General features: G+C 61.4%; 31 protein-coding genes and 1 pseudogene. 8 read left to right on the forward strand and 24 right to left on the reverse strand.

The features are described from left to right. Positions 1-33: 33 nt before the first annotated feature. Complete coding sequence (locus tag KQI17_RS05670; protein WP_216495235.1) at positions 34-582, reverse strand: DUF5662 family protein; 549 nt, start codon at positions 580-582, stop codon at positions 34-36. Between the two features lie 249 nt (positions 583-831). On the opposite strand from KQI17_RS05670, the gene KQI17_RS05675 reads away from it, so the two are divergent. Both KQI17_RS05675 and KQI17_RS05680 read left to right on the forward strand, forming a co-directional pair. Continuing rightward, a complete protein-coding gene (locus KQI17_RS05675; protein WP_216495236.1) occupies positions 832-1,326 on the forward strand; it encodes a DNA-deoxyinosine glycosylase in 495 nt (164 codons plus the stop codon). Between the two features lie 112 nt (positions 1,327-1,438). Further along, on the forward strand, positions 1,439-2,338 hold the full coding sequence (locus KQI17_RS05680) for a DMT family transporter (RefSeq protein ID WP_216495238.1): 900 nt from the start codon (positions 1,439-1,441) through the stop codon (positions 2,336-2,338). 25 nt (positions 2,339-2,363) lie between these two features. Here KQI17_RS05680 and KQI17_RS05685 read toward each other — a convergent pair whose 3' ends face one another. Then, complete coding sequence (locus tag KQI17_RS05685) at positions 2,364-2,948, reverse strand: uracil-DNA glycosylase family protein (RefSeq protein WP_216495240.1); 585 nt, start codon at positions 2,946-2,948, stop codon at positions 2,364-2,366. Between the two features lie 126 nt (positions 2,949-3,074). Here KQI17_RS05685 and KQI17_RS05690 point away from each other — a divergent pair, with 126 nt between their 5' ends. After that, complete coding sequence (locus KQI17_RS05690; protein WP_216495242.1) at positions 3,075-3,617, forward strand: putative ABC transporter permease; 543 nt, start codon at positions 3,075-3,077, stop codon at positions 3,615-3,617. A gap of 32 nt (positions 3,618-3,649) precedes the next feature. Here KQI17_RS05690 and KQI17_RS05695 read toward each other — a convergent pair whose 3' ends face one another. After that, the gene (locus KQI17_RS05695) at positions 3,650-4,582 is read right to left on the reverse strand and encodes an alpha/beta hydrolase (protein WP_216495243.1); all 933 of its coding nucleotides are present in this window, start codon (positions 4,580-4,582) and stop codon (positions 3,650-3,652) included. Positions 4,583-4,701: 119 nt separating this feature from the next. On the opposite strand from KQI17_RS05695, the pseudogene KQI17_RS05700 reads away from it, so the two are divergent. Next, a pseudogene (locus KQI17_RS05700) lies at positions 4,702-5,040 on the forward strand (FGGY family carbohydrate kinase); the annotation flags it as partial. 42 nt (positions 5,041-5,082) lie between these two features. On the opposite strand, the gene KQI17_RS13855 reads toward KQI17_RS05700, so the two are convergent. The 3 genes from KQI17_RS13855 to KQI17_RS05710 form a co-directional block, all read right to left on the reverse strand. Then, on the reverse strand, positions 5,083-5,562 hold the full coding sequence (locus tag KQI17_RS13855; RefSeq protein WP_371821963.1) for an IS30 family transposase: 480 nt from the start codon (positions 5,560-5,562) through the stop codon (positions 5,083-5,085). A 3-nt stretch (positions 5,563-5,565) separates the two neighbouring features. Next, positions 5,566-6,129: a transposase gene (locus KQI17_RS13860; RefSeq protein WP_371821964.1), complete on the reverse strand. Its 564-nt coding sequence runs from the start codon at positions 6,127-6,129 to the stop codon at positions 5,566-5,568. A 111-nt stretch (positions 6,130-6,240) separates the two neighbouring features. Continuing rightward, the gene (locus KQI17_RS05710; protein WP_216495246.1) at positions 6,241-6,483 is read right to left on the reverse strand and encodes a helix-turn-helix domain-containing protein; all 243 of its coding nucleotides are present in this window, start codon (positions 6,481-6,483) and stop codon (positions 6,241-6,243) included. A 118-nt stretch (positions 6,484-6,601) separates the two neighbouring features. Between KQI17_RS05710 and KQI17_RS05715 the strand changes: the two genes are divergently transcribed. After that, on the forward strand, positions 6,602-7,687 hold the full coding sequence (locus KQI17_RS05715; protein ID WP_216495247.1) for a hypothetical protein: 1,086 nt from the start codon (positions 6,602-6,604) through the stop codon (positions 7,685-7,687). Between the two features lie 65 nt (positions 7,688-7,752). On the opposite strand, the gene KQI17_RS05720 is transcribed toward KQI17_RS05715, so the two are convergent. From KQI17_RS05720 to KQI17_RS05795, 16 genes are all read right to left on the reverse strand, one after another. Then, a complete protein-coding gene (locus tag KQI17_RS05720; protein ID WP_216495250.1) occupies positions 7,753-13,707 on the reverse strand; it encodes a hypothetical protein in 5,955 nt (1,984 codons plus the stop codon). After that, positions 13,704-13,940 (reverse strand): hypothetical protein, encoded by a 237-nt coding sequence (locus KQI17_RS05725; RefSeq protein ID WP_216495251.1) that lies wholly within the window; start codon positions 13,938-13,940, stop codon positions 13,704-13,706. The genes KQI17_RS05720 and KQI17_RS05725 overlap by 4 nt, the downstream gene beginning before the upstream one ends. A 21-nt stretch (positions 13,941-13,961) precedes the next feature. Beyond that, positions 13,962-14,219, reverse strand: a complete 258-nt coding sequence (locus KQI17_RS05730; protein ID WP_216495253.1) for a hypothetical protein — start codon at positions 14,217-14,219, stop codon at positions 13,962-13,964. Then, positions 14,212-14,811, reverse strand: coding sequence for a hypothetical protein (locus KQI17_RS05735; protein ID WP_216495254.1), 600 nt, complete (start codon positions 14,809-14,811; stop codon positions 14,212-14,214). The genes KQI17_RS05730 and KQI17_RS05735 overlap by 8 nt, the downstream gene beginning before the upstream one ends. Before the next feature lie 104 nt (positions 14,812-14,915). Beyond that, positions 14,916-15,083 carry a hypothetical protein gene (locus KQI17_RS05740; RefSeq protein ID WP_216495256.1) on the reverse strand — a complete coding sequence of 56 codons (168 nt, stop codon included), beginning with the start codon at positions 15,081-15,083 and terminating at the stop codon, positions 14,916-14,918. Beyond that, positions 15,080-16,234 carry a DUF3102 domain-containing protein gene (locus KQI17_RS05745; RefSeq protein ID WP_216495257.1) on the reverse strand — a complete coding sequence of 385 codons (1,155 nt, stop codon included), beginning with the start codon at positions 16,232-16,234 and terminating at the stop codon, positions 15,080-15,082. Before KQI17_RS05745 ends, KQI17_RS05740 begins: the two co-directional genes overlap by 4 nt. Next, positions 16,231-17,883, reverse strand: a complete 1,653-nt coding sequence (locus tag KQI17_RS05750) for a PcfJ domain-containing protein (RefSeq protein WP_216495259.1) — start codon at positions 17,881-17,883, stop codon at positions 16,231-16,233. The genes KQI17_RS05745 and KQI17_RS05750 overlap by 4 nt, the downstream gene beginning before the upstream one ends. 9 nt (positions 17,884-17,892) lie before the next feature. Beyond that, a complete protein-coding gene (locus KQI17_RS05755; RefSeq protein WP_216495260.1) occupies positions 17,893-18,243 on the reverse strand; it encodes a hypothetical protein in 351 nt (116 codons plus the stop codon). Between the two features lie 106 nt (positions 18,244-18,349). Beyond that, entirely contained in the window at positions 18,350-18,697 is a 348-nt protein-coding gene (locus KQI17_RS05760; protein ID WP_216495262.1) for a hypothetical protein, read from the reverse strand. Positions 18,698-18,711: 14 nt separating this feature from the next. Continuing rightward, the gene (locus KQI17_RS05765; RefSeq protein ID WP_216495264.1) at positions 18,712-18,960 is read right to left on the reverse strand and encodes a hypothetical protein; all 249 of its coding nucleotides are present in this window, start codon (positions 18,958-18,960) and stop codon (positions 18,712-18,714) included. 84 nt (positions 18,961-19,044) lie between these two features. Further along, positions 19,045-19,326 (reverse strand): hypothetical protein, encoded by a 282-nt coding sequence (locus tag KQI17_RS05770; protein ID WP_216495265.1) that lies wholly within the window; start codon positions 19,324-19,326, stop codon positions 19,045-19,047. Next, positions 19,326-19,658 (reverse strand): hypothetical protein, encoded by a 333-nt coding sequence (locus KQI17_RS05775; RefSeq protein ID WP_216495266.1) that lies wholly within the window; start codon positions 19,656-19,658, stop codon positions 19,326-19,328. Before KQI17_RS05775 ends, KQI17_RS05770 begins: the two co-directional genes overlap by 1 nt. Further along, entirely contained in the window at positions 19,651-19,893 is a 243-nt protein-coding gene (locus KQI17_RS05780) for a hypothetical protein (RefSeq protein ID WP_216495268.1), read from the reverse strand. The genes KQI17_RS05775 and KQI17_RS05780 overlap by 8 nt, the downstream gene beginning before the upstream one ends. A gap of 4 nt (positions 19,894-19,897) precedes the next feature. Then, entirely contained in the window at positions 19,898-20,524 is a 627-nt protein-coding gene (locus KQI17_RS05785) for a cell wall hydrolase (RefSeq protein WP_216495270.1), read from the reverse strand. Continuing rightward, on the reverse strand, positions 20,521-20,808 hold the full coding sequence (locus KQI17_RS05790; RefSeq protein WP_216495271.1) for a hypothetical protein: 288 nt from the start codon (positions 20,806-20,808) through the stop codon (positions 20,521-20,523). Before KQI17_RS05790 ends, KQI17_RS05785 begins: the two co-directional genes overlap by 4 nt. 15 nt (positions 20,809-20,823) lie before the next feature. Then, complete coding sequence (locus tag KQI17_RS05795) at positions 20,824-21,066, reverse strand: helix-turn-helix domain-containing protein (RefSeq protein ID WP_216495273.1); 243 nt, start codon at positions 21,064-21,066, stop codon at positions 20,824-20,826. Positions 21,067-21,129: 63 nt separating this feature from the next. Here KQI17_RS05795 and KQI17_RS05800 point away from each other — a divergent pair, with 63 nt between their 5' ends. Together KQI17_RS05800 and KQI17_RS05805 are read left to right on the forward strand one after the other, a co-directional pair. Next, entirely contained in the window at positions 21,130-22,353 is a 1,224-nt protein-coding gene (locus tag KQI17_RS05800) for a glycerol kinase GlpK (protein WP_216495274.1), read from the forward strand. Positions 22,354-22,488: 135 nt separating this feature from the next. Beyond that, positions 22,489-22,896: a hypothetical protein gene (locus tag KQI17_RS05805; protein WP_216495275.1), complete on the forward strand. Its 408-nt coding sequence runs from the start codon at positions 22,489-22,491 to the stop codon at positions 22,894-22,896. 62 nt (positions 22,897-22,958) lie between these two features. Here KQI17_RS05805 and KQI17_RS05810 read toward each other — a convergent pair whose 3' ends face one another. Both KQI17_RS05810 and KQI17_RS05815 read right to left on the reverse strand, forming a co-directional pair. Then, the gene (locus tag KQI17_RS05810; protein ID WP_216495276.1) at positions 22,959-23,882 is read right to left on the reverse strand and encodes a SufD family Fe-S cluster assembly protein; all 924 of its coding nucleotides are present in this window, start codon (positions 23,880-23,882) and stop codon (positions 22,959-22,961) included. Between the two features lie 18 nt (positions 23,883-23,900). Continuing rightward, complete coding sequence (locus KQI17_RS05815; protein ID WP_216495277.1) at positions 23,901-24,629, reverse strand: ABC transporter ATP-binding protein; 729 nt, start codon at positions 24,627-24,629, stop codon at positions 23,901-23,903. 217 nt (positions 24,630-24,846) lie between these two features. Here KQI17_RS05815 and KQI17_RS05820 point away from each other — a divergent pair, with 217 nt between their 5' ends. Next, positions 24,847-25,473: a ferritin family protein gene (locus KQI17_RS05820; protein ID WP_216495278.1), complete on the forward strand. Its 627-nt coding sequence runs from the start codon at positions 24,847-24,849 to the stop codon at positions 25,471-25,473. The last annotated feature ends 7 nt before the right edge of the window (positions 25,474-25,480 follow it).

Consider the following 25,480-nt stretch of genomic DNA (forward strand, 5'->3'; position numbering starts at 1 on the left):
CAAGGGAGAAAACGCGGAAAAAGCGGTTTTTGCCTATTTTCTTTCCTTTTCCTCCCGCAGCAGGCCGCGAACGTAGGCGAACGCGGCGTCCTCGCCCTCGTCGCGGAGCACGCGCAGCATCGCCTCGATGGCGTCGCTCGTCTCGGGGTGGATGAGGATATGGCTCTTCGAGCGGATATAGTAGTCATACGGCGCGGCGTCGGTGTACTTGTCCTTGAGGTAGGTCCTGCACGCCGCGATGCGGTCGCAGAACATCTCGGCGACGTAGCGCAGCGGCATTTTGCACCCGCCCATGTAGGGCTTTCCGTCCTCCCCGATGCAGTAGTCGATCCAATACTCGAAGTGATGGCGGTTGCGTCCCTTGTGGTGCAGCCAGGCAAGGCTCACGCCGTTCCGCTTGCGCTCGGCGTCGTTCGGACTGCGGTAGCCCTGGTAATATTTCGCGCCGCGCCAGAACTCGCAGGGCGCGTACTTGCTCAGGTCGTGCAGCAGTCCCTGCCGGTAAAGGCCGAGACGAAAGCAGTATCTGCACACCAGGTGCCGATGATGCGTGATGGTCTTGAAATGTGCCAAAGGCTGCATGGCGGCTCCTCCCGCGGGCAAAAGATAAGAATGAACCTATTGTAGCACATCCTGTGGAAATGGCAAAGCGTATTTTTTGCGGATTTCCGCACATGATACCTTCAGACGCGCGGCGGCATGACCTTGCCTTGCCGCTCGTTTGAAAGGAGGAGGGGCTCTCGCCCCTCCTCCGGTGATTTCCGCCGCGCCCGCTTGTTTTTTCTCCGCCGCCGTGGTACGATAGCCGCGAGAAAGCAGGGAGGGACCGTCATGGAAAAGCAGCCGCAGCTCCACACCATCGCACCGGTATACGACGAAAACAGCAGAATATTGATCCTCGGCTCCTTTCCCTCGGTGAAGTCGCGCGAGGCGGCGTTTTTCTACGGCCATCCGCAAAACCGCTTCTGGCGTGTGCTCGCCGCCGTGCTCGGCGAGGAGGCGCCGCAGACGGCGGCGGAAAAGAAGTCCCTGCTCCTGCGCCATGGCGTCGCGCTGTGGGACGTCATCGCCTCCTGCGACATTGCCGGCTCGTCTGACGCGAGCATCACGAACGTGGCGCCGAACGACCTCTCGCGCATTCTGGACGCCGCGCCGGTCCGCCGCATCTTCTGCAACGGCGGCACCGCCTACCGCTTTTACCGCCGGTATGACGAGGCCGTATGGGGAAAGGCGGAGGCTCTGCCCTCCACCAGTCCCGCCAACGCGCGCTCGTCCGTGCAGGCGCTCACAGAGCGCTGGCGCGCGGCGCTCGCGCCGTGGCTTTGACGGCTCCGCGCCGATGAAAAATGTCACTTTAACTTGTTAACAACCCGTTGCTTTTCCCCTTTCCGCGTCGTATAATGCCCCAATAACAGCAAGAAAAACGGAGGCAAAAGCCATGCAGGCAAGGGGAATTTTTCTGACCGTTCTGTCCGCGGTCCTCTACGGTCTGAACCCGCTCTTTTCCAAAACCATCAACGTCGGCGGCTGCAATTCGCTCACGCAGACCTTCGCCCGTCTTGCCGCCGGCATCGTGATCTTTTTCATTCTTCTTGTATGCAGCGGAAGCGGCAGCGTGCGCGAAAAGCTGCGCCTGAACCGGCAGGAGCTCAAGGACATCCTGATCTGCTGCATCGGCTACGGGCTCATCGGTCCGCTGCTCTTTGCGTCCTATAACTACCTCGCCTCGGGCCTTGCCACCACGCTGCACTTCGTCTATCCCGTGCTGGTGGTCGTCGCCTGCATCGCCTTCCGCTACGAAAGGGCGAACCGCCGCAAGCTCGTCTGCTGCGCGCTGTGCTTTGCCGGCATTCTGTGCTTCTACACCCCCGGCGGCGATGTGAGCGCCTACGGCGTATTCCTCGCGCTCGCCTCGGGCGTGGCGTGGGCATACTACATCGTGCATCTCAACTCCAGCGGGCTGGTGACGATGGCGCCGTTCAAGCTCGCCTTCTGGCTGTGCGTCTTTTCCGCCGTGCTCGTCGGCGGCATCACGCTCGCGATGGGCGAATTCGTCTGGCCCTCCACCGCCTTCACGCGCGGCGCGCTCGCGCTCTACTGCTGCGTGTCCACCGCGGCGTCGCTACTGTTCCAGCTCGGCAACCGCTTCATCGGCGCGCAGAGCGCGTCCATGCTCTCGACCTTCGAGCCGCTCACGAGCGTGGTCATCGGCATCCTCGTCTACCACGAGGTGCTGACCGTGCGGCTGGGCATCGGCATTTTCTGCATCCTGCTGGCGGTCTTTCTGCTGGCCAAGGCCGACGGAACGGTCAAGGAAGAAACGAAAAGCGAGGCTTGACACGCCTCGCTTTTTCTTCTCATTCTCACAGCTTTTCCGGCAGCGGCGTGTGCTCGCACACCGCGCGGACCTTTTCGCGCAGGCTCATCAGGTCCTCGAAGGCGTCGGGCCGCCGCGCGGGATCGCGCAGCAGCGCCGCGGGGTGGTACATCGCCATGAGCTCAAAGCCGCCCTTTTTCACCCACTGCCCATGCTCGCGCGTGATCTTGAAGTCCTCGCGGATCAGGCGCATCGCCGCGATGCGGCCGAGGCAGACGATCAGCTTCGGGCGCAGCAGCGTCACCTGCTCGCGCAGATAGCCGATGCAGGCGTCCTGCTCCACGCCGAGCGGATCGCGGTTCTGCGGCGGGCGGCACTTGACGATGTTCGCGATGTAGACCATCGTGCGGTCAAGGCCGATGATGGCGAGCATATCGTCGAGCAGCTGCCCCGCCTTGCCGACAAAGGGCACGCCCTGCTCGTCCTCGTGCGCGCCGGGACCCTCGCCGACGAACATTATCTCCGCCGTGCGGCTGCCGTCGCCGAAGACCACATTCGTCCTCGTTTCGCACAGCGAGCACTCGCGGCAGTCCTGACAGCGCTTTTCCAGTTCCTCCCAACGGTCCGCCATAGCTCGTCCTCCCTCTTTTTCTTCTGCCGCCTATGGTATCACGTTTTTCCATTCTTTGCAACGCCGCGGCGGCGCATTTTTCCGTTTCGAGCGGGCAAACTGCGGTGCAGGAGGTGAACGGACGCGATGGCGTATTTCTGGTATTTTCTCGGCTACGGCTTTTTGGGCTATCTGCTCGAAAAGCTCTTCGCGGCTCTCACGCACGCGGAGCACCGCGTGCGGAAGGGCTTTCTGCTCGCGCCCGTCTGCCCCGTGTACGGTCTTGCAATGTGCGCCGTGCTCGCGCTGGGCGCGGATCGCATCGGCCCGCTCTGGGAGCTCGCGCTGCTCTGCAGCATCACCGCAACGACGGCGGAATACGCCGTCCATCTTTTCTGCGACGCCGTGCTCGGCGTGCGCTTCTGGGACTACAGCGCGACAAAAACGGACGTCAACGGCCGTATCTGTCTGCCGTTCTCGCTCGCGTGGGGCGTGCTCGGTGCGCTCGCCGTGCGCCTCGTGCAGCCCGCGCTGGCGGCTCTCGCCGCCGGCATTCCGTCCGCCGTGACGAACACCGTGCTGCTCTGCCTCGGCATCGACGCGCTGTGGAGCACCGGCGTGCTGCTGCGCTGGGGCGACATTGATCTGCTCGCCCCGAGCCGCCTGCGGCGGAAATACCGGACGGCATAGAAAAAAGCGTGGGCTGCGCCCGCGCTTTTCGTTTAACCGTTATGCCGCTCGATCCACTCCCACAGATCGTCGTAGACCTGCGCGCGGCAGTCCTCGTTCAATATCTCGTGGCGCAGGCCGGGATAGAGCTTCAGCTCCGCGTCGCGCACACCGGCGCGGCGGAAGCTATCGTAAGCCGCGCGCACGCCCTTGCCCATGCCGCCCACGGGGTCGCGGTCGCCGGAGATGAAGAGCACGGGCGTCGCCATGTTCATGTGCCGCAGGTTGGCGGGCTTCTTGATGAACGCCATGCCGTCAAGCAGCTCGAGGAACAGCCCCGTGCTCGCCATGCCGCCGCAGAGCGGATCGGCGATGTAGGCGTCCACGTTTTCCTCGCTCACGCTCAGCCAGTCGTAGCCCGTGCGGTTAGGCGCGAAGGCCTTGTTGTAGGCGCCGAAGGCGAGCTTTTCCACGACGTCGCTCGCGTTCTCGCGCCCGACCTTCCTTGCCAGTACGCTTGCGAGCGCCTTGCCGCCGACGAGCATCGCGTCGGGATTCTGCCCCGTGCCCATCAGGATCGCGCCCTTGACCATGCCGGGATAGCGGATGAGGTAGGTGCGCGTGAGGAACGAGCCCATGGAGTGACCCATGATAAAGTACGGCAGCTCCGGATAGGCTTCGCCGGTCCGGCAGCGGAGCGTGTACATATCGTCCACGACGTGCTGCCAGCTGCCCTTTTCGCCGAAGTAGAGCCGCGGCGCGCCCTCGGCGACCGACTCGCCGTGGCCGAGGTGGTCGTTCGCCACGACCAGGAAGCCGTGCGCGTTCAGAAAGCGCGCAAACGGCTCGTAGCGCAGCGCGTACTCCGCCACGCCGTGCGCGATCTGCAAAACACCGGCCGGCTCCCCTGCGGGGTGCCATTCGACCGCGTGGATGGCCGTCCTTCCGTCGGCGGAGGGAAAGGTAAATTCTTTTCGATTCTCCATAGCGCAAGGCTCCTTTGTATGGTATAATCCGAAAAACGGGTGATCTCGGGGCAGCGGCGCCGCTTTCACTGTGCCGCCTTAGTATACCACATCGCTTTTGGAAATAACAGGGGGTAATTATGGGCAGTTTCATCCTTGCGCTCGACCAGGGCACGACCAGCTCCCGCGCCATTCTCTTTGACCGCAGTGGCCGCGTCGCCGCGATGGCGCAGCAGACCTTTCCCCAGCACTACCCGCAGCCCGGCTGGGTCGAGCACGACCCGCTGGAGCTCTGGGAGAGCCAGCGCAGCGTGGCCGCGCAGGCGCTCCGCAAGCTCGGGCCGGACGCGCGCATCGCGGGCATCGGCATCACGAACCAGCGTGAGACGACGATCCTGTGGGACAAGGCGACCGGTGAGCCGGTGTACAACGCCATTGTCTGGCAGTGCCGCCGCACGGCGGGCATCTGCGATAGGCTCTGAAAAGTCAATAGAGAAATGCAGAAAAGCCTAAAATTTTTTTCAAGCCAGTTTTTTGAGGTTCTCGTCGAATAGACTGCCAGCGCTTCTCCAGCCGAGGATCTCGCGCGGATAGCTGTTCATCCACGTCTCTATGACGCGGACCTTTGTGTCTGTCAGCTTCTCGAAGCAGGTCCCCTTCGGAAGCCAGCGGCGAATCAGCCTGTTCGCGTTCTCGTTGGAGCCGCGCTCGCAAGCTGTGTATGGATGGCAGTAATAAACGTGCGTTCGCCTGTGCTTCCCGTATCTGGAACGCTCCATGCTTTCGCAGTCTGCGAACTCCGATCCGTTGTCCACGGTGATCGTCCGGAAGAGCTTGCGGAACCTCTGCGAGCCGCACTTCCGCTCCAGCTTATCCAGGGCGCGCACGACGCTCGCGGTGCTGCCGTCTCGCATGAGCATGATGATCTCGCGCCGTGTGAGGCGCTCTGTCAGCACCAGCAGGCGCTTGAGGGACCCGCGCGCCGAGACGACGCAATCCATCTCCTAATGCCCGAAGGTGGTGCGCTCGTCGATCTCTTCCGGTCGATCCTCGATGCTGTCGCCCGCCGGCGGCCTGCTGGCGTGTACTTTCTTGTAGTTTTTCTTGTGCTCGCCGTGCATCGGAAGGTCCTTATTCGTGATATTCAGGAATACGCCCTTGTCGATGTACCGGTATAGCGTCCACTCGCTGATGGTAACGGAGAAGATCTTGCCTTCCTCGTTGATTTTCGCAAGCGCCGCCGCGGGCGAAAAATGCCCGTTGAGGATCTTGTCCTCGATGTACGCAGCAAGCTCGTGGTCGTTTCCGATTTTCAGGTCCGGCCCGTGTACGCTCTTGCTCTCTTCGTATTTCCGTTGCGCCGTGTCGGGGCAGTATACCTCGCGGTCCACCAGCTCAGACGTGCGCTGGACGGTCAACCCGCGCTTGATCTCTCGATAGATTGTAGAATTGTGGACATGAAGTGCGTCCGCGATCTCCTGCGCTTTGTAGCCCTCCTTCAGCATCTTGTCGATCTTCAAGCGATTGTGCCATGACAGGTGCGAAAATCTGCGTCCTCTCTCGTTCATGTTCACGCCTCCTTCTCTTTGTTTGGGCTTTTAGTATTACAGCACAAAGAGAAGAATGTCAAGCCTGAATTTTATATGCAAAATGCCGCAGGGCAACCTGCGGCATCGTTTTTATTCTTTTCCGGCCAGCCAATCCATGCTCGCGCCCAGCACTTCTGCAAGGGCGCGCAGCTCATAGTCCTGCACCATTCTCTGCCCCAGCTCAATGCGGCTGATCGCGTCCTGTTCCAGCGTGACGCCCTCGCATTGGACCCGCGCAGCAAGCTCGGCCTGTGTGATTTTCCGCTCTATGCGCTTCTGCCGCACGCGCTCACCCGATACGTTTCTCTTGCCCTCATAATCCAGCGCCTTCATGCACCGCCGCCTTCCTTCATTTTATGGGATATTGCCATATTCTCGATTGACTTTATCACCGCTCTCATGTAATCTTATGGTAATATCCCATAAAAACGAAGAAAAGGGGGAGTATTGCGTGAAAGTGAAGCGTTTTCATGAGTGTCCGGACTGCCACCGCATCGTGCCGTATCTTCAGCGCAAGTGTGACTGCGGTTATGTGTTCTCCGGAGGGGAGAGGGAGTATAAGACCTGCGTTGCCTGCGGCTCACTTGTTCCGGCATCCCGCCTGTTCTGCGATTGCGGCAAATTTCTCCCGATGCAGCGCGACACGCTGACGGAGGGAGATGTTGAAACAGCTTACCGGGAGGGGCGCTTCGCCGGTGTTGCAGAGGAGCGCACGAGGCAGGACGGAGAATGGTCCCGCTTTTTCCGCGCCGCTGGCCTGAAGAACACCTTCACCGGCGAGCCGATCTCCTCTGCCGCTGACTTCTACAGCTGGAAGGAAGCCTACGATGCCGAGAAACTCAGGCGTGACCGTTCTTCGGCGCGGTCAAAATTCGAGAAAATAGCCGCAAACTACGTTGCCGCAATAAGGATACGCAAGGAAACAGAGGCATTTATTCGCCGTTTTGGAATGAAGCCTGCCGAGCAGCTGCTTGCGTATCGTGTTGCAATAGGCAAGTGGGATGTCAGCAACGTCCCTTCCGGTGTTGATGAATTGCATTTTGGTGATCTCTGTGATTATTATTCCGCCGAGCAGTCTATGATAGGTGGCTTTCCATTTTGCCTTTCTTTACAGGATATTCTTTTTTGCTCAATCATTGAATTTGCGAACTGCGTGCGCAAAATATTCCCTCACCCCGATGCGGACTTCATTTGCGATGATGGATACTTCACCGCGGCCGGTAGTCTTAATGCGGTGGGCGAGATTTTTTTGAGTATTCCTCGGGCGGACTCGGTTGCCGTAAAAAAAAAGATTTCCTCCCTTTGTGCGGTCTCCGAGGACGATGCCGCAATCATCGACGACAATATGAAGATCGCCGCCGACAATGTTTTCGCCTCGATTTCAGGAAAGGGTCCGAGCGAGCTTCTCCAAGCAGTTTCCTTTGCAATTCAAAAGATGCTCAGCGATACGCCCAATATCGAAGAGCCTCTCGCTATTACGCAAGTGATTTTTGATTTCATTCGGGCATACGTCGATAAAAAAGTGCTTGTGAAGTGAAAGCGATGCGGTCGAAAGTGTGCATCGCTGTAAGAAAAGACCTGCGGAATCCCGCAGGTCTTTTCTCATTGCCAAGGCGTTTCGTCCAGCTTGCTCTCGGCATAGCCTTCGTTGAGGTAGAGCCAGTTTTTCTGCGCCTTGTTCAGCGGCAGGGAGTCGATCAGCTTCAGGACCTTCTCCTTTTTGCTGTTTCGGATCACGTTGCCGTCCTTGTCTCGGTCCGACTCCAGCGCGGCGGCGTCCGCCTGGAACTTCTGATAGGTCCCGACAGGGATGCCCTGCGCCTTTGCCTCGTCCGCCGCGGAATACTTCGTATCCGATCCGGAGAGCGTGTTGTGCAGCAGCTCTCGCTCCTCGCTCGTGAGCGGAAGAGACTGCACCAGCTCGAAGCGTGCCGTCTCACGCTCCGCTTTGCTCAGGGCCTCGTTGCCGTCGATCTTCTTCCATGCCAGGATGGCGTCGTATACGGTCTCGCTGTCTGCGCCCATATCCACAAGCTGTTTGTAGAGCCGTGTCTGTGCCGCGCTCAGCCCCTTGCCGCCGGCCGCGTAGAAGTCTCTGGTCTCGCTCAGCGCGTTCCGGCCGAACATCGTGGCCTGTACCACATTCCAAAAGTCGTCGCTCACGGGATATTGCAGCCTTTCGTCCTCGCCGCTGCCCTTATAGTAACCGCCCTTCAGAAGCGTCTCGATGCCCTGGTAGGTCTTCTCCGCCTGTCGGCCTCCTGGCAGCGTGTCGCCTGCGAGACCCATTAGCTGACGCATGACTTCTTCCGAGAACGGTCCGTTGTCTTTCACGGCCTTTGCCGTTCCCGTCACCGTGCCGTAGATGTCCGGCATCGGGAGCGTCTGGTCGCCAAGGCCAAGGAGGCCCGCCGCGTTCCGCAGATACGGGATGTCGTTGCTGACATTGTAAAGCGTGTCCTCGGTCGCCGCGCCCGCATCGAACTCGTCGTTACCGGCGTTAGCGTCCGTTCCGAAGAGCCGCTCGCCGGTTCCGTTTTCCCATGCGTCGTCGATCCAGGTCGCGATCTGCTCATTGGTGCTCAGTCCGTTGCCGGAAGCGAGGAAGCCGATCAGAAGGCCGATCACATCAAATTGCGCCGGTGTTCCGCCGTAGCCCTCCTCGGCGACGCGGTTGAGCAGGAAGGCGCCGAGCAGCGTCGCGACGATGATCCCCGCGAGCCGCTTTGCCGCTTCCTCCTTGCCGAGCTTCGCTTCCGCCTCCTTCAGCCCTGGGCCGAAGAGATCCTGCGTGACGTGCTCCCAACTGTTAAGAGCCTCGACCTGGAACATATTCACCATCTGCGCGATTAAGTTTTTCGACTGGAAGGTGAGCGGCGCCGCGCCCTTCGACCTGGTTCCCATGATGTCGCGCGCCCAGCGGTCCGCCGCCTTCATGGCCTCCTTCGGACTTCTCCCCGCGTCAAGCTCCTTGCGGTACTTTCCGCGCACCGCGATAGAGCTGATAAGATAATCCATGCGCTCAAGCGGCCAGAAGAGGGCCGAGGTGATCTTGCTGCCCTTGTCATTGGTGAGATAGTCGATGCCGTTTTTCTCCGTCAGGAAGTCGCTCTGGTCGGCGAAGTCGCCCTTCGTCTTTCCGGCGATGATGTCGTTAACGGCCTTAATGACGTATTTCGGCCCGATCTCGCCCGCGATCATCGGCAGCTGCGCGGTCTGGTTCAGCGAAGAGGAGAGGTTTCCCGCCACGTTAGCCCGCGCAAACATCTTGTTCAGCTTCCGTCCGACGTTCAGAGAGGTGCGGCCGACCTCGCGCTCCATGTCGCGGTCGGAGAAGAGCTGCTTTCCGGCCAGCTTATTCGCATAGTCGTCCAGCCACACAGTCAAATCGCTGTACTTGCTCGTTTTCTTGATGCTGTCGAACAGGCCCTCGACGTATTCCTCCATCTTCGCGCTCAGATCCGCATAGCTCAGGTCCGACGTGTTCGTCAGCAGCCCCGCCGACTTCAGGAAGGACTCCTTCGCCTCCTTCGGCGCAAAGCGCAGGCTCTCTGCGCGGGAGATCTCCGCGCTGATCTCGTCCGGCCCGTATTCCTCTCGGAAATACTTCACCGCCGCGCGCACGCGCATGATGTCGTCCGTGTGGTAGAGCACGTCGCTGAGATAATCGACGTACTTCTCAAAGCCTTTCTCCACGTCGTATTCCGTGCTCTTTCCCGCACGGTGCTGGAAGAAGGGATTGTACCGTTTGTTCGGCTTGAAGGCTTTCGTGAGACCCGCGATGCTCGCCGGAAGGCTTCCAGCCTCTGCGCCCAGGTCCACGCCGATGTTCTTCAGCGCCTTCTCCAGCTTCCCGCTCTCAGCCTCCGGCTGGAAGTGCGGCGCGTACCCCTTGATAAAGCCGATAGGCTCGTATCCGTGCGCGACGAGGAAGTGGTTGATGGCCTTGTAGAACTTGTCGTACAGCGTCCGATACGCTTCGACTGCGTGCTCGACCTTGGTCTGGTCCACGTCGGTTCCTGCCAGGTCCTCCTGCGTTTGCAGCCAGTCGGCATACCGCCGCGCAAGGTCTCGCGCTTCCTTGTCGTGCAGACCGAACTCCTGCGACACGTCGGCCATTTCGCCGCCGGCCTTCAGGTTCTCCGCCGCGTGAATGAGCTGTTCTTTCATGTCCGAAGCCGCGACCAGCTCCGCGACGGCCTTGCCCTCGATCACAAGCTGCGTCAATGCGCGCTCTTTCTCCGTCAGCGCGGTCTGCTTGCCGTTCTTATCCTCGAACCGCCGCACCTCGTCGTGCATACGATTGACGAAACGCTTGCGTTCCTGCTCGTTGACGTAGACCGGCTCGAAGATCGCCTCGTTGATCTTCTGGCCCTGTTCCCAGCCGAAGATGGCTCTCATGCTGCGCTGCGGCGTGCGGTGGTACAATGCGAGGCCGCCCTTCGGGCTGAACAGGGCTTTTTCATACTTCTTCTCGAAGGTGTCGTTCCCCGTATCCTTGAACAGCTCCGCCGCCTGCGCACGCAGGTTTTGACTGATGTCCTGCCGCTGCATGGGGATCGTGTCGGACTTCATGGCCTGCTCGGCCGTGTAGTAGTCCGCAAGCTCCATCACCTTTGAGGCGTTCATCCGGCTCGGGATGTCGTCGGCGTCGTAGATGCCGGCAGCGATGCCCGCCGCGTAGCTCTTCTCCTTCGGGGTAACGCTCAGCCGCTTTTCGGCCCGCCGGATCTCCCTCTGGATCTTCTTCGCGGCCTTGTCGTTTTCGATCATCTGCTCGACGTTCTGATAGAGACCCGCGCTGTTCTCGATTTTGATGCCGAGATCCTGCAAGGCTTCCGTTCCCTCGAACTCTTCCTTCGGGACATTGCGCATCCGCTTCTTTCGTTCCGCTTCGGCTCTCTGCCGCATCGCGGCAAAGTAATCGTCCACATTGTCGAAGTCCTGCATCCGCGGTGCGTCGCCGCGTGCCCTTGCGCGGGCACGCTCCAGCTGCTCCTTCTGCTCCGGCGTGAGCCGCGTGTTCTCCCACTTGTCCTGCTCGTCGTCTGGCAAGATCCCGCCGTCCTCGTCCACGCTGAAGCGCGCCTTCTCGATACTGTTCACCTTTGCCAGCCGGTCCGCTTCGTCTCCGGCCTTGTACTCCACGACGTTCATGCCGGCATTGCGCATCTCGCCCAGCAGGTCCGCCGGCGCATTGTCCGGCGCGACAACGGCAAGCGCTTCATCGAAGCCGACGACGCGCTGGGGCTTCGCCTCGTAGTACCCCGTCGGGATATTGGCTGCGCGGTCAATGAGCGCAAGGATGCTCTTGGCGTGCCCGTCGGATATGGCATAACCTTCCTTGCGGAACGCCGCCTTCACCGCCGCCGCAGTCTTCTTGCCTTTGGCCGCCTCTGCAATGATGCGGCTCAGGTTCTGCTCTTCCTCGAAGGTGTTGTCGAACTGGTGTTTTGTGGTACGCAGCAGATCGTCCGTCACCCGGTCAAGGTAGATGCCGAGGTCTCGCAGCGCCTTTGCGTGCTCCTCCTCGCTTACCGTGCGTAGTCTTGCCTCGTCCGCGTGCATCTCGTCCACGGTTTTGTATTCCTGCGTGGCCGTCGCCGCCAGCGTCTCCGGCGTGATGCCGTATACATTTGCGCCCTTGGCCGCGGCCATATTCATTGCCTTCACGATGTTCTCGGCCGTGTAGTCCCAATGCGTCTCCGCAAAGCTGCGCCTGCCGCGGTCCGTCACGGCGTCCTTGCCGTTGTAGATGCCACGCTCACCCAGCAGCCCTTCCAGCTGCGGCTTCACCCAGTCCTTCACCGTGCGCAGCGCATCTCTCCGGCTTCCGCTCGGCGCGATCAATTCAAACATCTTGGCCGCTGTGGCTTCCTTGTCGATCTCGCTCGCGCTTGCGCCGCTCTCATAGAACTCCTGCGTGCTCCGGATGAAGTCCTCCACCCGGTTAGGGAGCACGTTGTTTTTCATGTAGTAGTCGATGCGCTTCTCCTTGGATTCCGGTCTGCGGTTCAGGAAGTTGGCGTGCTCCTCTGCATAGACCTCCCGGATGGCCTGCTCCGCCGGTTTCATCTCTTCCGCCGTCAGGCGCTCGCCGGTCATCAGCTTCACCGCCAGCCGCGCCGCTTCCTGTTCGCCCACCGTGTCAAGGTATCTCCGGATGGTCGCGTTGCTGAAGAAACGGTCGAACTGCTTGTCACGGTACACCGGTTCAAGGCTCTTGCCCTCGCTCTGAAGGAATGCCGCCTGCACCTCCGGATGGTTCGCCAGCTTGTCGGCGATCTCTTCCGGCTCCCATCTGGTATCATTCTCCAATCCGATCTTGCCCAGCGTGCCGCTGCCTTGGAAAACTCCGTCCGCAAACCGGCTCGACAGGTTCTTGATGTTCTCATCGAACGCCCGCCGCGCCTCGTAGTTTACGCCGCGCTCCACTATGGCGTTATCGTGCGTCGGTGTCCATGCGTCGCCGCCGTAGACCTTGTTCTTGCTGTCCGCTTGCGGATCAATGGTCCCGCGCGGAAAAACGGCGGAGTATTCGCCGTAGTTGGCGTGCCCCTCTTTTGCCTTCACGACGGCGATGGAAGGCGACGGCCACGCGCCGATGTCGAGTGTGCGCCGCAGCTTCTCCTCGGTCATGTTGTGCATGGCAACCAGCGTTTCCGTTTCCTCTACCGGCTCGTCCAGGCTGAATCTTGTCTTTGCGGTCGGCTCCAGCGTCGGCAGCGACAGAGGCTGAACGCCCGAAATTTCCCTGTTGCTTTTTTCTGTGCTTCGGGATATACTACGTCCAGAGGAGCTTTCCTGTATATCGCTTGAGGCGTTGTTGCCTGCGGCGGTGGGGGAAGGCTCCCTTTTTTCGACCGTCGGCAGCGACAGGGGCTTGACGCCCTCGCCCATTTCTGCTATACTACCCGTGCCAGCTTCTCCCACATCTGACGCAGGATTGCTTTCCGCAAATACTGCTACGGGAGACGCTGGTGTTTTTTTGTTTTCGTTAAGCTGGATGGAGTAGACATACTCTCCATCCGGCTTTTTTCTGACATTTGCCAGCAGGTCGTATACGCGCCCGTCGATCTGGACCGTTTTGACGAAGTATTCCCAGCCGGTCACGCCCCGATGCGGGGAGGTGAGTTTTCCCGTATCCGCATCGCTGCTCTTGTGTGCCGCGTTTTCCACAAGCTCAAAGATATTGCCGTCGGCTCCGGTGTTGATTTTTGCCCTCCACCCTCGCGGCGAGGACCTCTTGTCGCCATAGATATTTTTGGAAATATCCTTGCTGTCGAACTTTGCGTAATATACATCTCCGTTTGCTGTGAACTTCGCCGTCCGCCCCGCATAAAGCATCCTCGCGGTCTCCTCATCGAATCGCTTTCTCGCCGCTTTTTTCGGCTCCTCCGGCACCTCTGTCTCGCGCGGCAGCACGCCCTCGCCCACCAGCACCTGCCGGATCTCCTTCACCGAGCAGGCGTTCAGCTCGGCGAGCACCTTGATCTGCTTTTTCGGATCGGCCGCCATCCGGTACGACCGCACGATCTCTGCCGGTGAATCGATCATCGCTCACCGCTCCTCTCTGCCCCCCCTCCGCGGGATACTCGCTCTCTGCGCTTGCGGTCCGCTGTGCGCTGTGCGCGGCCGCGGATCAGGCGGCGGATCAGCGCCAGCAGCCCGCTCTGCTTCGGGCTGTACTGCGGCGTGACCCACGCCTTTCTCGCCACGCTCCCGCAGATGCTCTTCGTCACGCGGTAGCTTCGGTGGCTCCTCTTCTGATGGTTTCTTGCGCTGCTCATGTTGCTTCTCCTTTCATTTCGTCATTCATCCTCTTCGCAATGCTCGATCATGTCTTTGATGATCGCGGCATTGGTCCGGATAATGTCCATTGTGATATCCGCCTGGATGTTGTGCGCGATCACGGCCTTGTCCGTTGCATCCGCGTTGTAATATCCGGTGTAGACCTCGCCGTCCGGCATGGTCGCTGCGAAGCAAAGGCTCACCGGCTCCAAAGGCACGATGGCCTGCAAGGACTTTTCGAGCCATTCCGCATACGGCACCTTGTTGATGTCAAACATTCGCTTTCCCCTCCAGCGTTTCTTCTCCCTCTTGCGAGAGGGGAGTGATCCTTCCGCACTCCACAAGTCCGCGGAACACGTCGTATCCCATGTAAAAGATGATGCCGGCGCTGCTCTGGTACCGGACGCAGAGCGTCACGTTTTTCATCACCCACGGCCGCTCAAAATACTCCTGGCAGAGCATCGGCCGCCCGGTCTTCATCGGCAGGAGGAAGAGCCGGCCGTCCTCGTCCGCCTTGGCAAGCTCCAGGAGGCGGTCGGTGTTTACCACGCGCAGCTCTGCGATGTCCGGACCGTTCTCTTCTTTGAGCGGATTTTCCATCAACCGGTCGATTGCACCGTCCGCCATGATCCGCATGAGGCGCCGGCGCTCCAGACGCTCCTCCTCGTTCTTCCAGCGCGGTAAGACGACCACGCGCCCGTTCTTGTCGGCCTCGGCCAGCTCCTCCAACCGGTCAATATCGCAGTTTCGGCACAGATGGCGGAGCTGCTCTGCGGCTTCGTGATCCATGTCGATTTCCTCCGGTTCCAGCCTCGTGTCCTCGTAGGCGGCAAGGCGGCTCCACGCCGCTTCTTCCCACTTGCAATTCATGGCGCAGTTCCCGCCAACTTCGAGGCATTCGGGGCCGCGAAAATGTGTGCAGCAGATACCGTTTTCGTGCGATGTTTGCTTGCTATGTTTTGTCAGGCGTTCCATCACTCCACCTCCTCGCAGGCATCACCTGGAAACGCGATGGTGTTCCCGTAATAGTGGACAAAATAGATCGTCTCGCCGTCTTTTCCGGTTGTTTTCAGCTCCACGCCGAAGGTGCAGCCCTTCTTCGCCAGCGGCAGCGCAAGGTCCCTCGTCAGTTGCACCTTCATGCCGTCGCCTCCCCCGCCTTCTCGGCGATCATGTTCCGCAGCGCGCCCAGCGCGCGGTAGACCTTCGGACGGTTCTCCTCGTCCAGCTCGCCGGCAAGCTCCATCAGGCGATTCACCGTCTCCTGCGCCTGCCGGAACAGCACACCGAACTCCGCGAGCGCCTTGTTGTCCATCGCCGCGGCGCTCTTTCTCGCCTTCTCCAGCTCGACGCGCAGAGCCGCCGCCTGCTCCTCTGCTACCTTCCTTCCGGCCTCGGCGTTTTCCACAGCCTTCCGTGCCTCGTCGCGCTGCTCCTCCGCCGCCTTCAACTCCTCAGCTTTCTTGGCTACCGCCGCGTCGCGCTTGGCCTTGGCCGCCTTTTCCGCTTCCTTGACTGCCGCCGCGATCTGCTCGGCGCTCGCGTCCACCGTCTGCACGGCCACGTCCACCGGCCTCTCGCGCAGCTCCTTCAGCTCGCGCTCCAGCTCCGCCGTGCGCTCCTGCGCGGCGAGGGAAATGCTCTTGGCGTCCTCGACCTCGGCGCGGGCGGCCTCCGCCGCCTCCTGCGCCTTTTCTGCCGCGGCTTCCGCTTCCGCGGTGGCTTCCTTCTGCCGGTTCAGCTCGCGCGCCGTTTCCTCCGCCTTTAGCTCGGCGATTTTCCTCTGCCGGATGGCCTTCTCCAGCTCGCGTGCCGACATCTCCGGAACCGTCTTTTCCGCGCCTCGTACATCGTGCTTTTCGCTCAAAAATTCATCACGCTCAACAGGGCTTAAAGCCAGTAATACCAGGGCTTTCGAGGCTCCCAAATCCGCAAGCGTCTGCGGATTTTGATAGGCGTCCGCAAGCCTCATAAAGTTCTGCGCGCTGCGCTCTGAAAACTCCACTTTCTCGCTCAGCCAAGGCAGCCATTCGCCGTGCGACAGGAGCGCCTTCGCCTCCTTCAAGCGGCGTCCGATCTCCAAAATACTCTCGCCCGCCGTGCGCTTATAGCTCAGGATCTCCTCCGTAATGGTCTCGATCCCGCGCCCGATCTCCTGCTCCGTCCCGTAAATGCTTCCGAGCGTCCCGCTCTCCGCTTCCTTGGCAAGCTCCTCGCCAAACATCCCTCTCAGCGCCGCACCCTCGCTGACGCCCTCCGGCGTCACATCTACCGTATCGTCGTCCATACTCATGCTGTTTTCTCTCCTTTCACCGGCAGGACCGGCCTGCCGCTCTTATCCCGTTTGCTTCCGTTCTTCAGCCATGCGAGCCACAGGTCGATGAAGGCCCCGTGCCGCTCCTGCGGCGAGGCGAGCTTCTTTCCCGCTTTTTGTTCGTTCCCGTAGCCGTGGATCTGCCGGATGTCGTTTCCCTGTTTGCCGCACATTTCGATGGTGATGTAGCTCCGGTGCGGCGTCTTTTCCTTGCGCAGGAAGAGGATCGTCGCCGCTCCGCTCATGTGCCGCTCGGCGTAGCCGCCGACGCAGTGGTGCAGTGTCTTGCCCTCGTTGATGATCTGCCGGTCGTCCTCCGGCACCACGATGCAAAGGCCCATCGCCGAAAAGCTGTATTTCTTTTTGAGCTTCTTATATCGCTTTTCGTATGCCTTCCGCGCCGCCGCGTTCTCCTCATACCGGATCGCCGCAACGGCCGCGTCGTGCGCCCCTTGCAGGTCCTTCGGAAAAGCTACATCCCGCCGCGCGAGGTCGTACCTGAGCCTTTTCGCCGCGTCGATGTAGTCCAGCCACAGTCCCGCACCCTTGTGCTGGTGCTTTTCCAGATACCGCGCTAGTACGAGCACGCTTTCGCCGACCTCTCGGAGCGCCGCATCGCAGCGCCTCCGCTCGTTTCTGTCGCCGATCCGGCCGCAGATCGTCAGCGCCTCCTCCGGCGTCACGCCGCCGTGCCGCACCAGCTCCAGCGCCTCCAGCTCCTTTTGTCCGATGCCTCCGGCAAGCAGCCGCTTCACGGTTGGCTTGTCCACCCCGAAGAAGGCCGGCATGGTCTTTGCCCGCCAGTTGAGCGCGCGGCTGTTCATGCTGCCTTGGATCGCGTCGTCGATGATCTTTTTGCATCCGGCCTTTGCCAGCTGCTCGATGCGCGGGTAGCGCGTCCACAGTCCGAGGTAGGTCAGAAGGCCCTTTGTGTTCTCCCGCGGATCGTCTCCGTCCAGCTCAAAGAACTGCTCCGCCGCGCAGTATCGCAGCGGCGATGCCGCGATCTGGTCCACGCCGTGTATCGCGTAATCCCCGATCCTTCGGCACAGCCAGCTGTCGCACTCCGCAAACGGCTCCGTCATGGTTTTCTGCGCCACGAGCCACGGCGTGTACTGCTGTTCTTCCTTGCTCCACGCCCATTCTCTCCGCCACTTCTGGCACTTGCCCTGTGCGAAGTAGTAGGCGGCCTTTGTGCAGCTCTCCGCGTCGTCCGACTCCCAGCGCCCGTGATGCTTCCACACGCTCAGCGCGACCGCGCGCAGCGCCCCGCCGATGGCGCGCAGCAGCACGACCTGCCGGTATTCGTCCAGCGTATTTCCGCTGCGCAGCCTTCCGCGCGGATAGAGCGTCACACCGCAGCCGCAATCCGGGCACAGAAGGTTCGACCTTGCCTTGACGTCGTTCTCCCGCTTGAAGCGCTTCCATTCGCGCTCCGTCCACCATACCTTTCGGCCGCAGCGCGTACATTCCGTGGTCACGCCGAGCCTTCCGTTCTCGTCCGTCTCATGCTCAAAGAAGAGATAGCCGATGAAGCACCGCTCGATAAATTCCTGCTCCTCTCCCGTGCAGCGGAACGGGACCTCCAGCGCGGCCTTCTGCTCCGCCTCTGTCAGATTGCACCGCATACCGTCACCTCACAGGAAGTCCGCGATGTCGAGGATCTTCTTCTGCGCGCTGCGCGGCGCTTCCTCCGCCGTCGGGCAGAGGTCGATCTCCATGCGGAAGCGAACATCCGCGCCCTTGAAGTAGAAGCGCACCGCCTTGCGGTAGGCTTCGAGGTCGGAAATGCTGCCCCCGACGCCCTTGGCGACCGCCGCCATGCAGTCCTTGAAGCTGCCGCCCTGCGCCACCGCCTGCGCAAACTCCGCATCCTGCCGGCAGAAGTCCGTCAGGGCCTCGCGCACGCTCGGCGCCATCGCGTTCTCCTTCTGCCCGCTCACGTTCTCGGCGAGCTTATTCAATGCCTGATCCAAAAACTCGTTCATACCCTTGCTTTTCTTCCCCGCCCTGTGCTACAATGGCAGGGAAGAGATCTCCTTTCGTGTAGTTTTCTTCGCTGCGGTTGACCGGTGCCACGGTCAGCCGCTTTTCTTATGCGCTCTCGGCCTGAATGGCCGCGATCTCCTCCAGCTCCTCGTCGTCGAGGTAGTTTTTGCCGAAGTGGAAGCGGAACTCGTCCACCGTCCAGCCCTGCTCGATCATCGCCTTGCGCTGACCGTAACGGCGCAGCGTTCGCATGGTCTCGGCGCAGTTGTGTGCCGCCTCCGGTCCGAAGATGTGGCAGCGCCCGTGACACAGCCGCACCTTCAGGCCGTACCGCTCGCATTTCTTCCGGTCCGCAGCGTTTCCGCCGAAGATGTGGTGGAAGTCCAGCGGGTCCTCCGTGCCGTCGCGGCCGCAGAGAAAGCACACCCCGTCTCTCGCGTTTTCCCGTTTCATGTTCTTCTCTCCCTTCACTTTCTTCTGCGCCGCTCCAGACTGGTGCGGCGCTTTGCATTGCGGAGCCTGCTCTCGCGTTTGTAACCCATCGCCACTTCCACGCGCTTGAAGTCCTCCGCCGCCTTCGCGCGGAAGGCCTCCTGCTCCGCTTGATACGCGGCCCACCGGTCGCACCTCCACGCGCCGTCCTCCGTCTTCCCGTGGCAGCCCGCATTGCGGTCCGGGCAGTCCAGGCACGGTCCCTTGATGCCGCTCCCCATCATGCCAACACCCCCTCCAGCGCCGCGGCCGCGAAAAAGATGGCGACGGTCAGCGCCCCGAGCAAGGTGTCGCGTATGTCTTCGCGGTTACTCGCGTGTATCCGCTTCATCGTGCGGCTCCTCCTCGAATACTTTCTCCAGCGGGATCTCGTGCTGGCAATGCGCCTTGGTCTCTTGCACGATTGCCGTGTGCGCGATGGTCCCGTCCTTCCGGTAGCGCATCTGATAGGCGATGGGCAGCATCGCCTGATAGCCGCACCATCGCGCGGGCCTGCACCATACCAGGTAACGCTTCGCAGTCCGGTATCGCTTGCCGTCCATGTCGCCCGCCGCCATTGCGCAGCGGCGCAGATACTCCTTGCGGTCCATCACTCGTCCGTCATTTCGACGGCGATCTTCCCGAGCACGGAAACGGTGATCCACTCCGCTGCAAGAGTGGAAGATGCTCTCGTCAGCTCGTTCGCCAGCGCACGGTAGGCGTCGTCATTCTGGTCCTTGATGGCGTCCCACATTTCCTTGTGGACCTTCTCGATGTCCTTGCGCATCTTCTCGGCGCGCTCCAGGTAGCCCTTCAGCGCAGCCCAGCTCTCGTTGTCGCTTGCAAAGCCGCGGCCGCGTTCCTCCGTCATGCCCTCCAGCAGCTCTGCCGTGGTGTGCTCCAGATTGCCGAGCAGCTGCGCATTTTCCGATAAATTACTCATTTTTGTCTCCTTTCTTCTTCGCCGGTCCGATGATCTCGCACTCGACGCCGCGTGCAACGCCGGTCCAGCCGACGCCCCACTTCTGCGCCGCCGCTACGACCGCGTTCAGCCGGTTCTCGGCCTCGACGCGCACGGTCGGCAGCTTCTTGCTCTTCAGCTTGCCGTCCGGCGCGGTGTAGGCGTATTCCTCGCCGTCGGTGTACTTCACCTCATAGATCCATTTCTTCGCTGCCATTGCTTCACTCCCATTCATACTGATAGCAGAAGATGTGCCCGCCGATGGCGCCCCATGTTCTGCTGTTTTCGCCTGTGGTCGAAAAGAAAACCACGTCCATCGGCAGGATCGGCTCGCCGTAGAGGGCTTGTCCCACCGCCGCAAACTGCTTGTCCGTCGGCGCTGCCTCGTCGAGGTGCGCCGCTGTACTGAACTGTGCAGCCCCGTTCCCGTCGGCGCCCTGGAAAATGACCTCCTCCACGCTGTCGGGGAAGTTGTCCGCCGCAACGCGGTTGAGAATGACCTCCGCCACGGCCTGCTGGCCCTCCAGCGGCTCGCCCCGCGCTTCCAGGTAAACGATCTTTGCGATCAGCTCGCAATCCTCCTGGCTCACCTCGGCATAGCGGCTCGTCGTGATGCTCTCCGTCGGCTCCTCGTAGGACGTGAGCAGCTTCGCCCGTGTCTCCTGCGCAACGACAGGCGGCTCCGGCGTCACCTCCGAGATCGTCTCGCGCCATTGTGCGTTCGCCGCGATGTACCCCGCCGTAAAGGCCAGTGCCGCGAGGACGACGATCAAAAGCGTCGCGAGCAGGTCGTCCCGCTTCTCCGGTTCGCGGTGGATCGTCACGGTGATCTCTCTCGTCTCCATCATTCCGCCGCCTCGCTTTCTTTCGCTTCCTCTTTCATTGCTCCGTGCTCGGATTCCGGATCTGCCATCAGCGCCGCCATCACCGCTAAGACGTGCAGCGCGGGAAGCTGCAGAGCACTCGCGTACTCCTGCACGATGATGCAGATGCCATTGATCGCGGATGCGGCATTGTTCGCCGTGATCTTGCACTTGCACTTCTCGTTTCCGGCTGTCTTTCGGAGTGTGATCTCCACCTCGTCGCCTATGTGTTTCTCCGTTACCCTCATGGTCTTTCCAGTCTCATTCATGTTTCTTTCCTCCTGTTATTTTGTGGCGGCTTTTCTGCGGCCGCGGTTTGCAAGGCTCTCCTGGTATCTCGTCAGGCCAAGCTCCGGATCGTACTCGCGGCGCTTGTTCCCATCGAGGCCGCCGGTGTATCCGCGCCGCAGCTCCGCGTAGACGGCTGCGGCAGACATTCCGAGATCGACTGCGATCCTCGTGACATTCTCGCCGGCCGCGTAACGGCGCGCCAGCGTTTGCCGGTCCTGCATCGTCATGGTTTTCATCCGCTTTTCACCTCATTCCTCTCCGCTTTTCTGCGGCGAAATAAAAAAATATTGCAGAAAAAGATGTTAAATCCTTTTCTGCAATCATTATGCTATCTCACAATCTGCGATAGGCTCAAGGAAACGCCGGGCATGGCGGAGACGATCGCGGAGAAGACGGGACTGGTCATCGACGCCTACTTCTCCGGCACGAAGCTCAAATGGCTGCTCGACAACGTTCCCGGCGCGCGGGAGCGCGCCGAGCGCGGCGAGCTGCTCTTCGGCACGGTGGAAACGTGGCTCATCTGGCGTCTCACCGGCGGGGCCGCCCATGTGACCGACTACTCCAACGCCAGCCGCACAATGCTCTTCAACATCCACACGCTCACATGGGACGAGGAGCTGTGCCGGCTCCTCGGTATCCCCATGTGCCTGCTCCCCCGGCCCGTTTCCAACAGCGAGATCTACGGCACGGTCGTGCCCGGCATCGAGGGGCTGGAGGCGCTCGCGGGCATTCCGGTCTGCGGCGCGGCAGGCGATCAGCAGTCGGCGCTCTTCGGGCAGGGCTGCCACGAACGCGGGCAGGCGAAAAACACCTACGGCACCGGCTGCTTCACGCTGATGAACGTTGGCGGGCGCGCCGTGCGCTCGCGCGCGGGCCTTGTGACCTCGGTGGCGTGGAGCCTCGGCGGAAAAACGATCTACGCGCTTGAGGGCAGCGTGTTCAACGCCGGCAGCGCCATCCAATGGCTGCGCGACGAGCTGGGGCTGATCGGCACCTCGCATGAGTGCGACCTTCTTGCCGAGAGCGTGCCGGACGCGGGAGGTGTCTATCTCGTGCCCGCCTTCACCGGTCTCGGCGCGCCGTACTGGGATATGTACGCGCGCGGCTGCATCGTCGGCGTGACGCGCGGGACGACGCGCGCCCACATCGCCCGCGCGGTGCTCGAGGCCATCGCCTTCGAGGTGACCGACCTGATGAACGCCATGCGGCAGGACGCGGGCTGCGAGATCACCGTGCTGCGCGTGGACGGCGGGGCGAGCGTGAGCGACGTGATGCTTCGCTTCCAGTCCGATCTGCTGCGTATTCCGGTGGACCGCCCGAAAATGGTGGAAACGACCGCCTTCGGCGCGGCGGCGCTGGCGGGCCTTGCCGTCGGCTTCTGGCAGAGCACGGACGAGGTGCGCGCCCTGCGCGTGAGCGACCGCGTGTTCTCCCCCGAGCGGGCGCAGGCCGAGTGCGATGAAAAATACCGGCTGTGGAAGCGCGCGGTGAGCTGCGCCTGCGGCTGGATCGAAAAGGCATGAAATGTGCCGAACACTTCGGATAACGGACACAAAATATTTACATTCTCGTGCATTTCTCCGCTTGCAAGCGCGAGGGTGTGCGCGTATAATAGAGGCAACAGGAAAACCCCGCATAATAGAAAGGAGAAGAAGATCATGGCATTTTTTGAGGATCTGAGCAGGAAGGTACAGGACGTCGCGTTTGCCGCGGCCGAAAAGGGCAAGGAGGTCGCTGCCATCGCCAGCGAGAAGGCGCAGGACGCCGCCGAAACCGTTAAGACCAACGTCGCCATCGCCGGCGAGCAGCGCGCCATTGAGAAGAACTACCGCGCCATCGGCGAGTGGTATGTTTCCGAGCTCAAGGGCGAGGCTCCCGAGGCGGTCGCCGACATCGTCGCCGCCATCCGCGCCAGCCAGGCGAAGATCGCCGAGCTGCAGGGCGAGGATGCGCCCGTCGAGGCCGAATGTGCCGACGTCACCGAAGCCGCTCCCGAGGCCGCTCCCGCCGAAGCGCCGGTCGAGGCGCCCGCTGAAGCGCCTGCCGAGACTCCCGTTCAGGAGTAAGCGCACCGCACATAAAAAAGGAACGCAGCTGCGTAGCAGCCGCGTTCCTTTTTTATGTCTTCTTACGCGAGGAAACCCTTGAGGATGGTATCCTCCGCCTCCTCGGCGGTCAGGCCGAGGGTCTGGAGCTTGAGGAGCTGGTCGCCGGCGATCTTGCCGATGGCGGCCTCGTGAATGAGCTGGGCGTCCGTGGAGTTCGCCGCGATCTCGGGAATGGAGCGGATCTTCGCGTTGCCCATGATGATGGAGTCGCACTGCACATGACCGAAGCACTTCGCGTTGCCGACCATGCGGGGATAGAAGAGCTGGCTGGACTCGTCCTGCGCGACGGAGCGGGAAATGACGCGCCCGCGGGAATTTTCGCCGTCGAGCACGATCTCCATGTCGCTCGTGGCCTCCTGATGGCCGTGGGTGAGCAGGCGCTCGGTGACGACACCCTCGGCATCCTTGCCGCAGACGATCTTCGTGTAGCGCTTGGTGGAGTCGATGCCGCGGATCTGCACCGTGTCCATCTGGATGCTCGCGCCCTCCTCCAGATACACGATGGTCTGGGGATTCATAACGTTTTTGCCGTTGCCGTCTCCCTCGCCGTAATGCTTTTCGGAGTAGTGGACGTGGGAATTTTTGCCGACGTAGAAGGTGTGTACGCCGTCGTGGCGGCTCTCGTCGCAGCCGGAGTTGTGGATGCCGCAGCCGGCGACGATGTCCACGTCGCAGTCCTCGCCGATGTAGAAGTCGTTATAGACCATCTCGGAAAGACCGGTCTTGCTGATGATGACGGGGATGTGGCACTGCTCGCCCTTCGTGCCGGGCTTGACGCGGATGATGATGCCGCTCTTGCCCTCCGGCTGGGGGACGATCTCAATACGCTCGGTGGACTGGCGGGCCTCGCAGCCGCTGTCCTTACGGATGTTGAATGCGCCGACGGGCTTGCCCGTGAGGTCGGCAATCTTTTCCAGAAGGCGGGAGTCGATATCGGTCAGCATACTTTCGTCTCTCCTTTCTCAGCGGTTCAGCACGGGGCAGGAGCCGAGTGTATCGGCCATGATGAGGGGGAAGATCTCCTCGGTCGTGCCGCGGTGCCTGATCTCGCCGCCGCCGACCACGATGATCTCGTCGGCGAGCTGAATGATGCGCTCCTGATGGGAAATGATGATCATGCTCGCCGTGTGCTCACGGTGGAGCTGCTCGAAGGTCTCGGTCAGGCGGGCGAAGCTCCACAGGTCGATGCCGGCCTCGGGCTCATCGAAGATCATCAGCGCGGAATGACGCGCGAGCAGCGTCGCGATCTCGATGCGCTTGACCTCGCCGCCCGAGAGGGAGACGTCCACCTCGCGGTCAAGGTAATCGTTCGCGCACAGGCCGACCTGCGTGAGGTAGCGGCAGCACTTGTCCTTGCTGAGCCTGCTGTCGCCGCTGGCGATGGTGAGCAGGTCGCGCACGGTGATGCCCTTGAAGCGCGGGGGCTGCTGGAAGCCGTAGCTGATGCCGCGCTTCGCGCGCGCCGTGATGTCGAGGGCGGTGATGTCCTCGCCGTTCCAGAGGATCTGACCGCTCGTCGGCGTGACGAGGCCCATGATGACCTTGGCGAGCGTCGTTTTGCCGCCGCCGTTGGGCCCGGTAAAGACGATGAGCTTACCGTCGGGAATGGTGACGCTGATGTCCTTCAAAATGGTCTGCTCACCGGTCTCCGGCGTGGAGACGGTGTAGCATATGTTCTTGAGTTCTAACATGAAAGTTCCTCCTGCTTGCCCTGGAGTTTATCTGAAGTATACCGCTTTCCGGAGAAACAGAAAGTTGCAAATGCCACATTTTGCCGCTTTCTCCGCAAAAAATCACCCGGAATATCAAAACGCTATATAGTTTACCAGCTTTTGCAAAAAAAATCAATGAAAAGTGACGAGCCCGCCCCGCATAGGATAGGGAAGAAAAATGAGGAGGGACCGATCTATGGAAAACGAGCTGTCCGCGGCGCAGAACGCCGCATACGATTACCGGCGCTGTGCGCGCGTCTGGCAGCGGGTGGATCCGACGCTGGACCCCTATCCCGACGTCCGCGCCGCAGCGGCGATGGCTGCCGACACGCCCGGCGACGGTCTGAGCGCCGCCGAGCGGAACGCCGAGCTGACGCTCCCGGGCGCGCAGGCGGACCCCTGCTGCATGGGCACGGCGGCGCTGGAGTCGCTGGAGGTGCTGCAGGGCTTCATCCGCGAGGAGCTCGCCGACCGGAGGACCTATCTTTTCCTCGCGCGGCGCGCGCCGACGGCGGAGGCGCGGCAGGTGTTCCGCGCCATCGCGTCGGACGAGGGGAGGCACGCCCGGCGTCTTCTCGCCGCGGTCTATCTCATCACGGGCGAGCGCTATTGCCCCGCGATCTGCTATCCTCCGCTGCGCTGCGACGGCTACTGCGCCGCGCTGCGGGAGCGGTATCACGAGGAGGTCTGCGGCGGCTTCAACTATCGCCGCGCCTCGCAGGAAACGCTCGACCCCTGCTTACAGCAGCTCCTGCTGGCGTTTTCGCAGGATGAATACCGCCACGCGAACGCCATGCTGTGTCTGCTTTCGGGCGTGATGTAGCAAAGGA

Source organism: Oscillibacter sp. MSJ-31, from assembly GCF_018918025.1.
Taxonomy (GTDB): Bacteria; Bacillota; Clostridia; order Oscillospirales; family Oscillospiraceae; genus Hominicoprocola.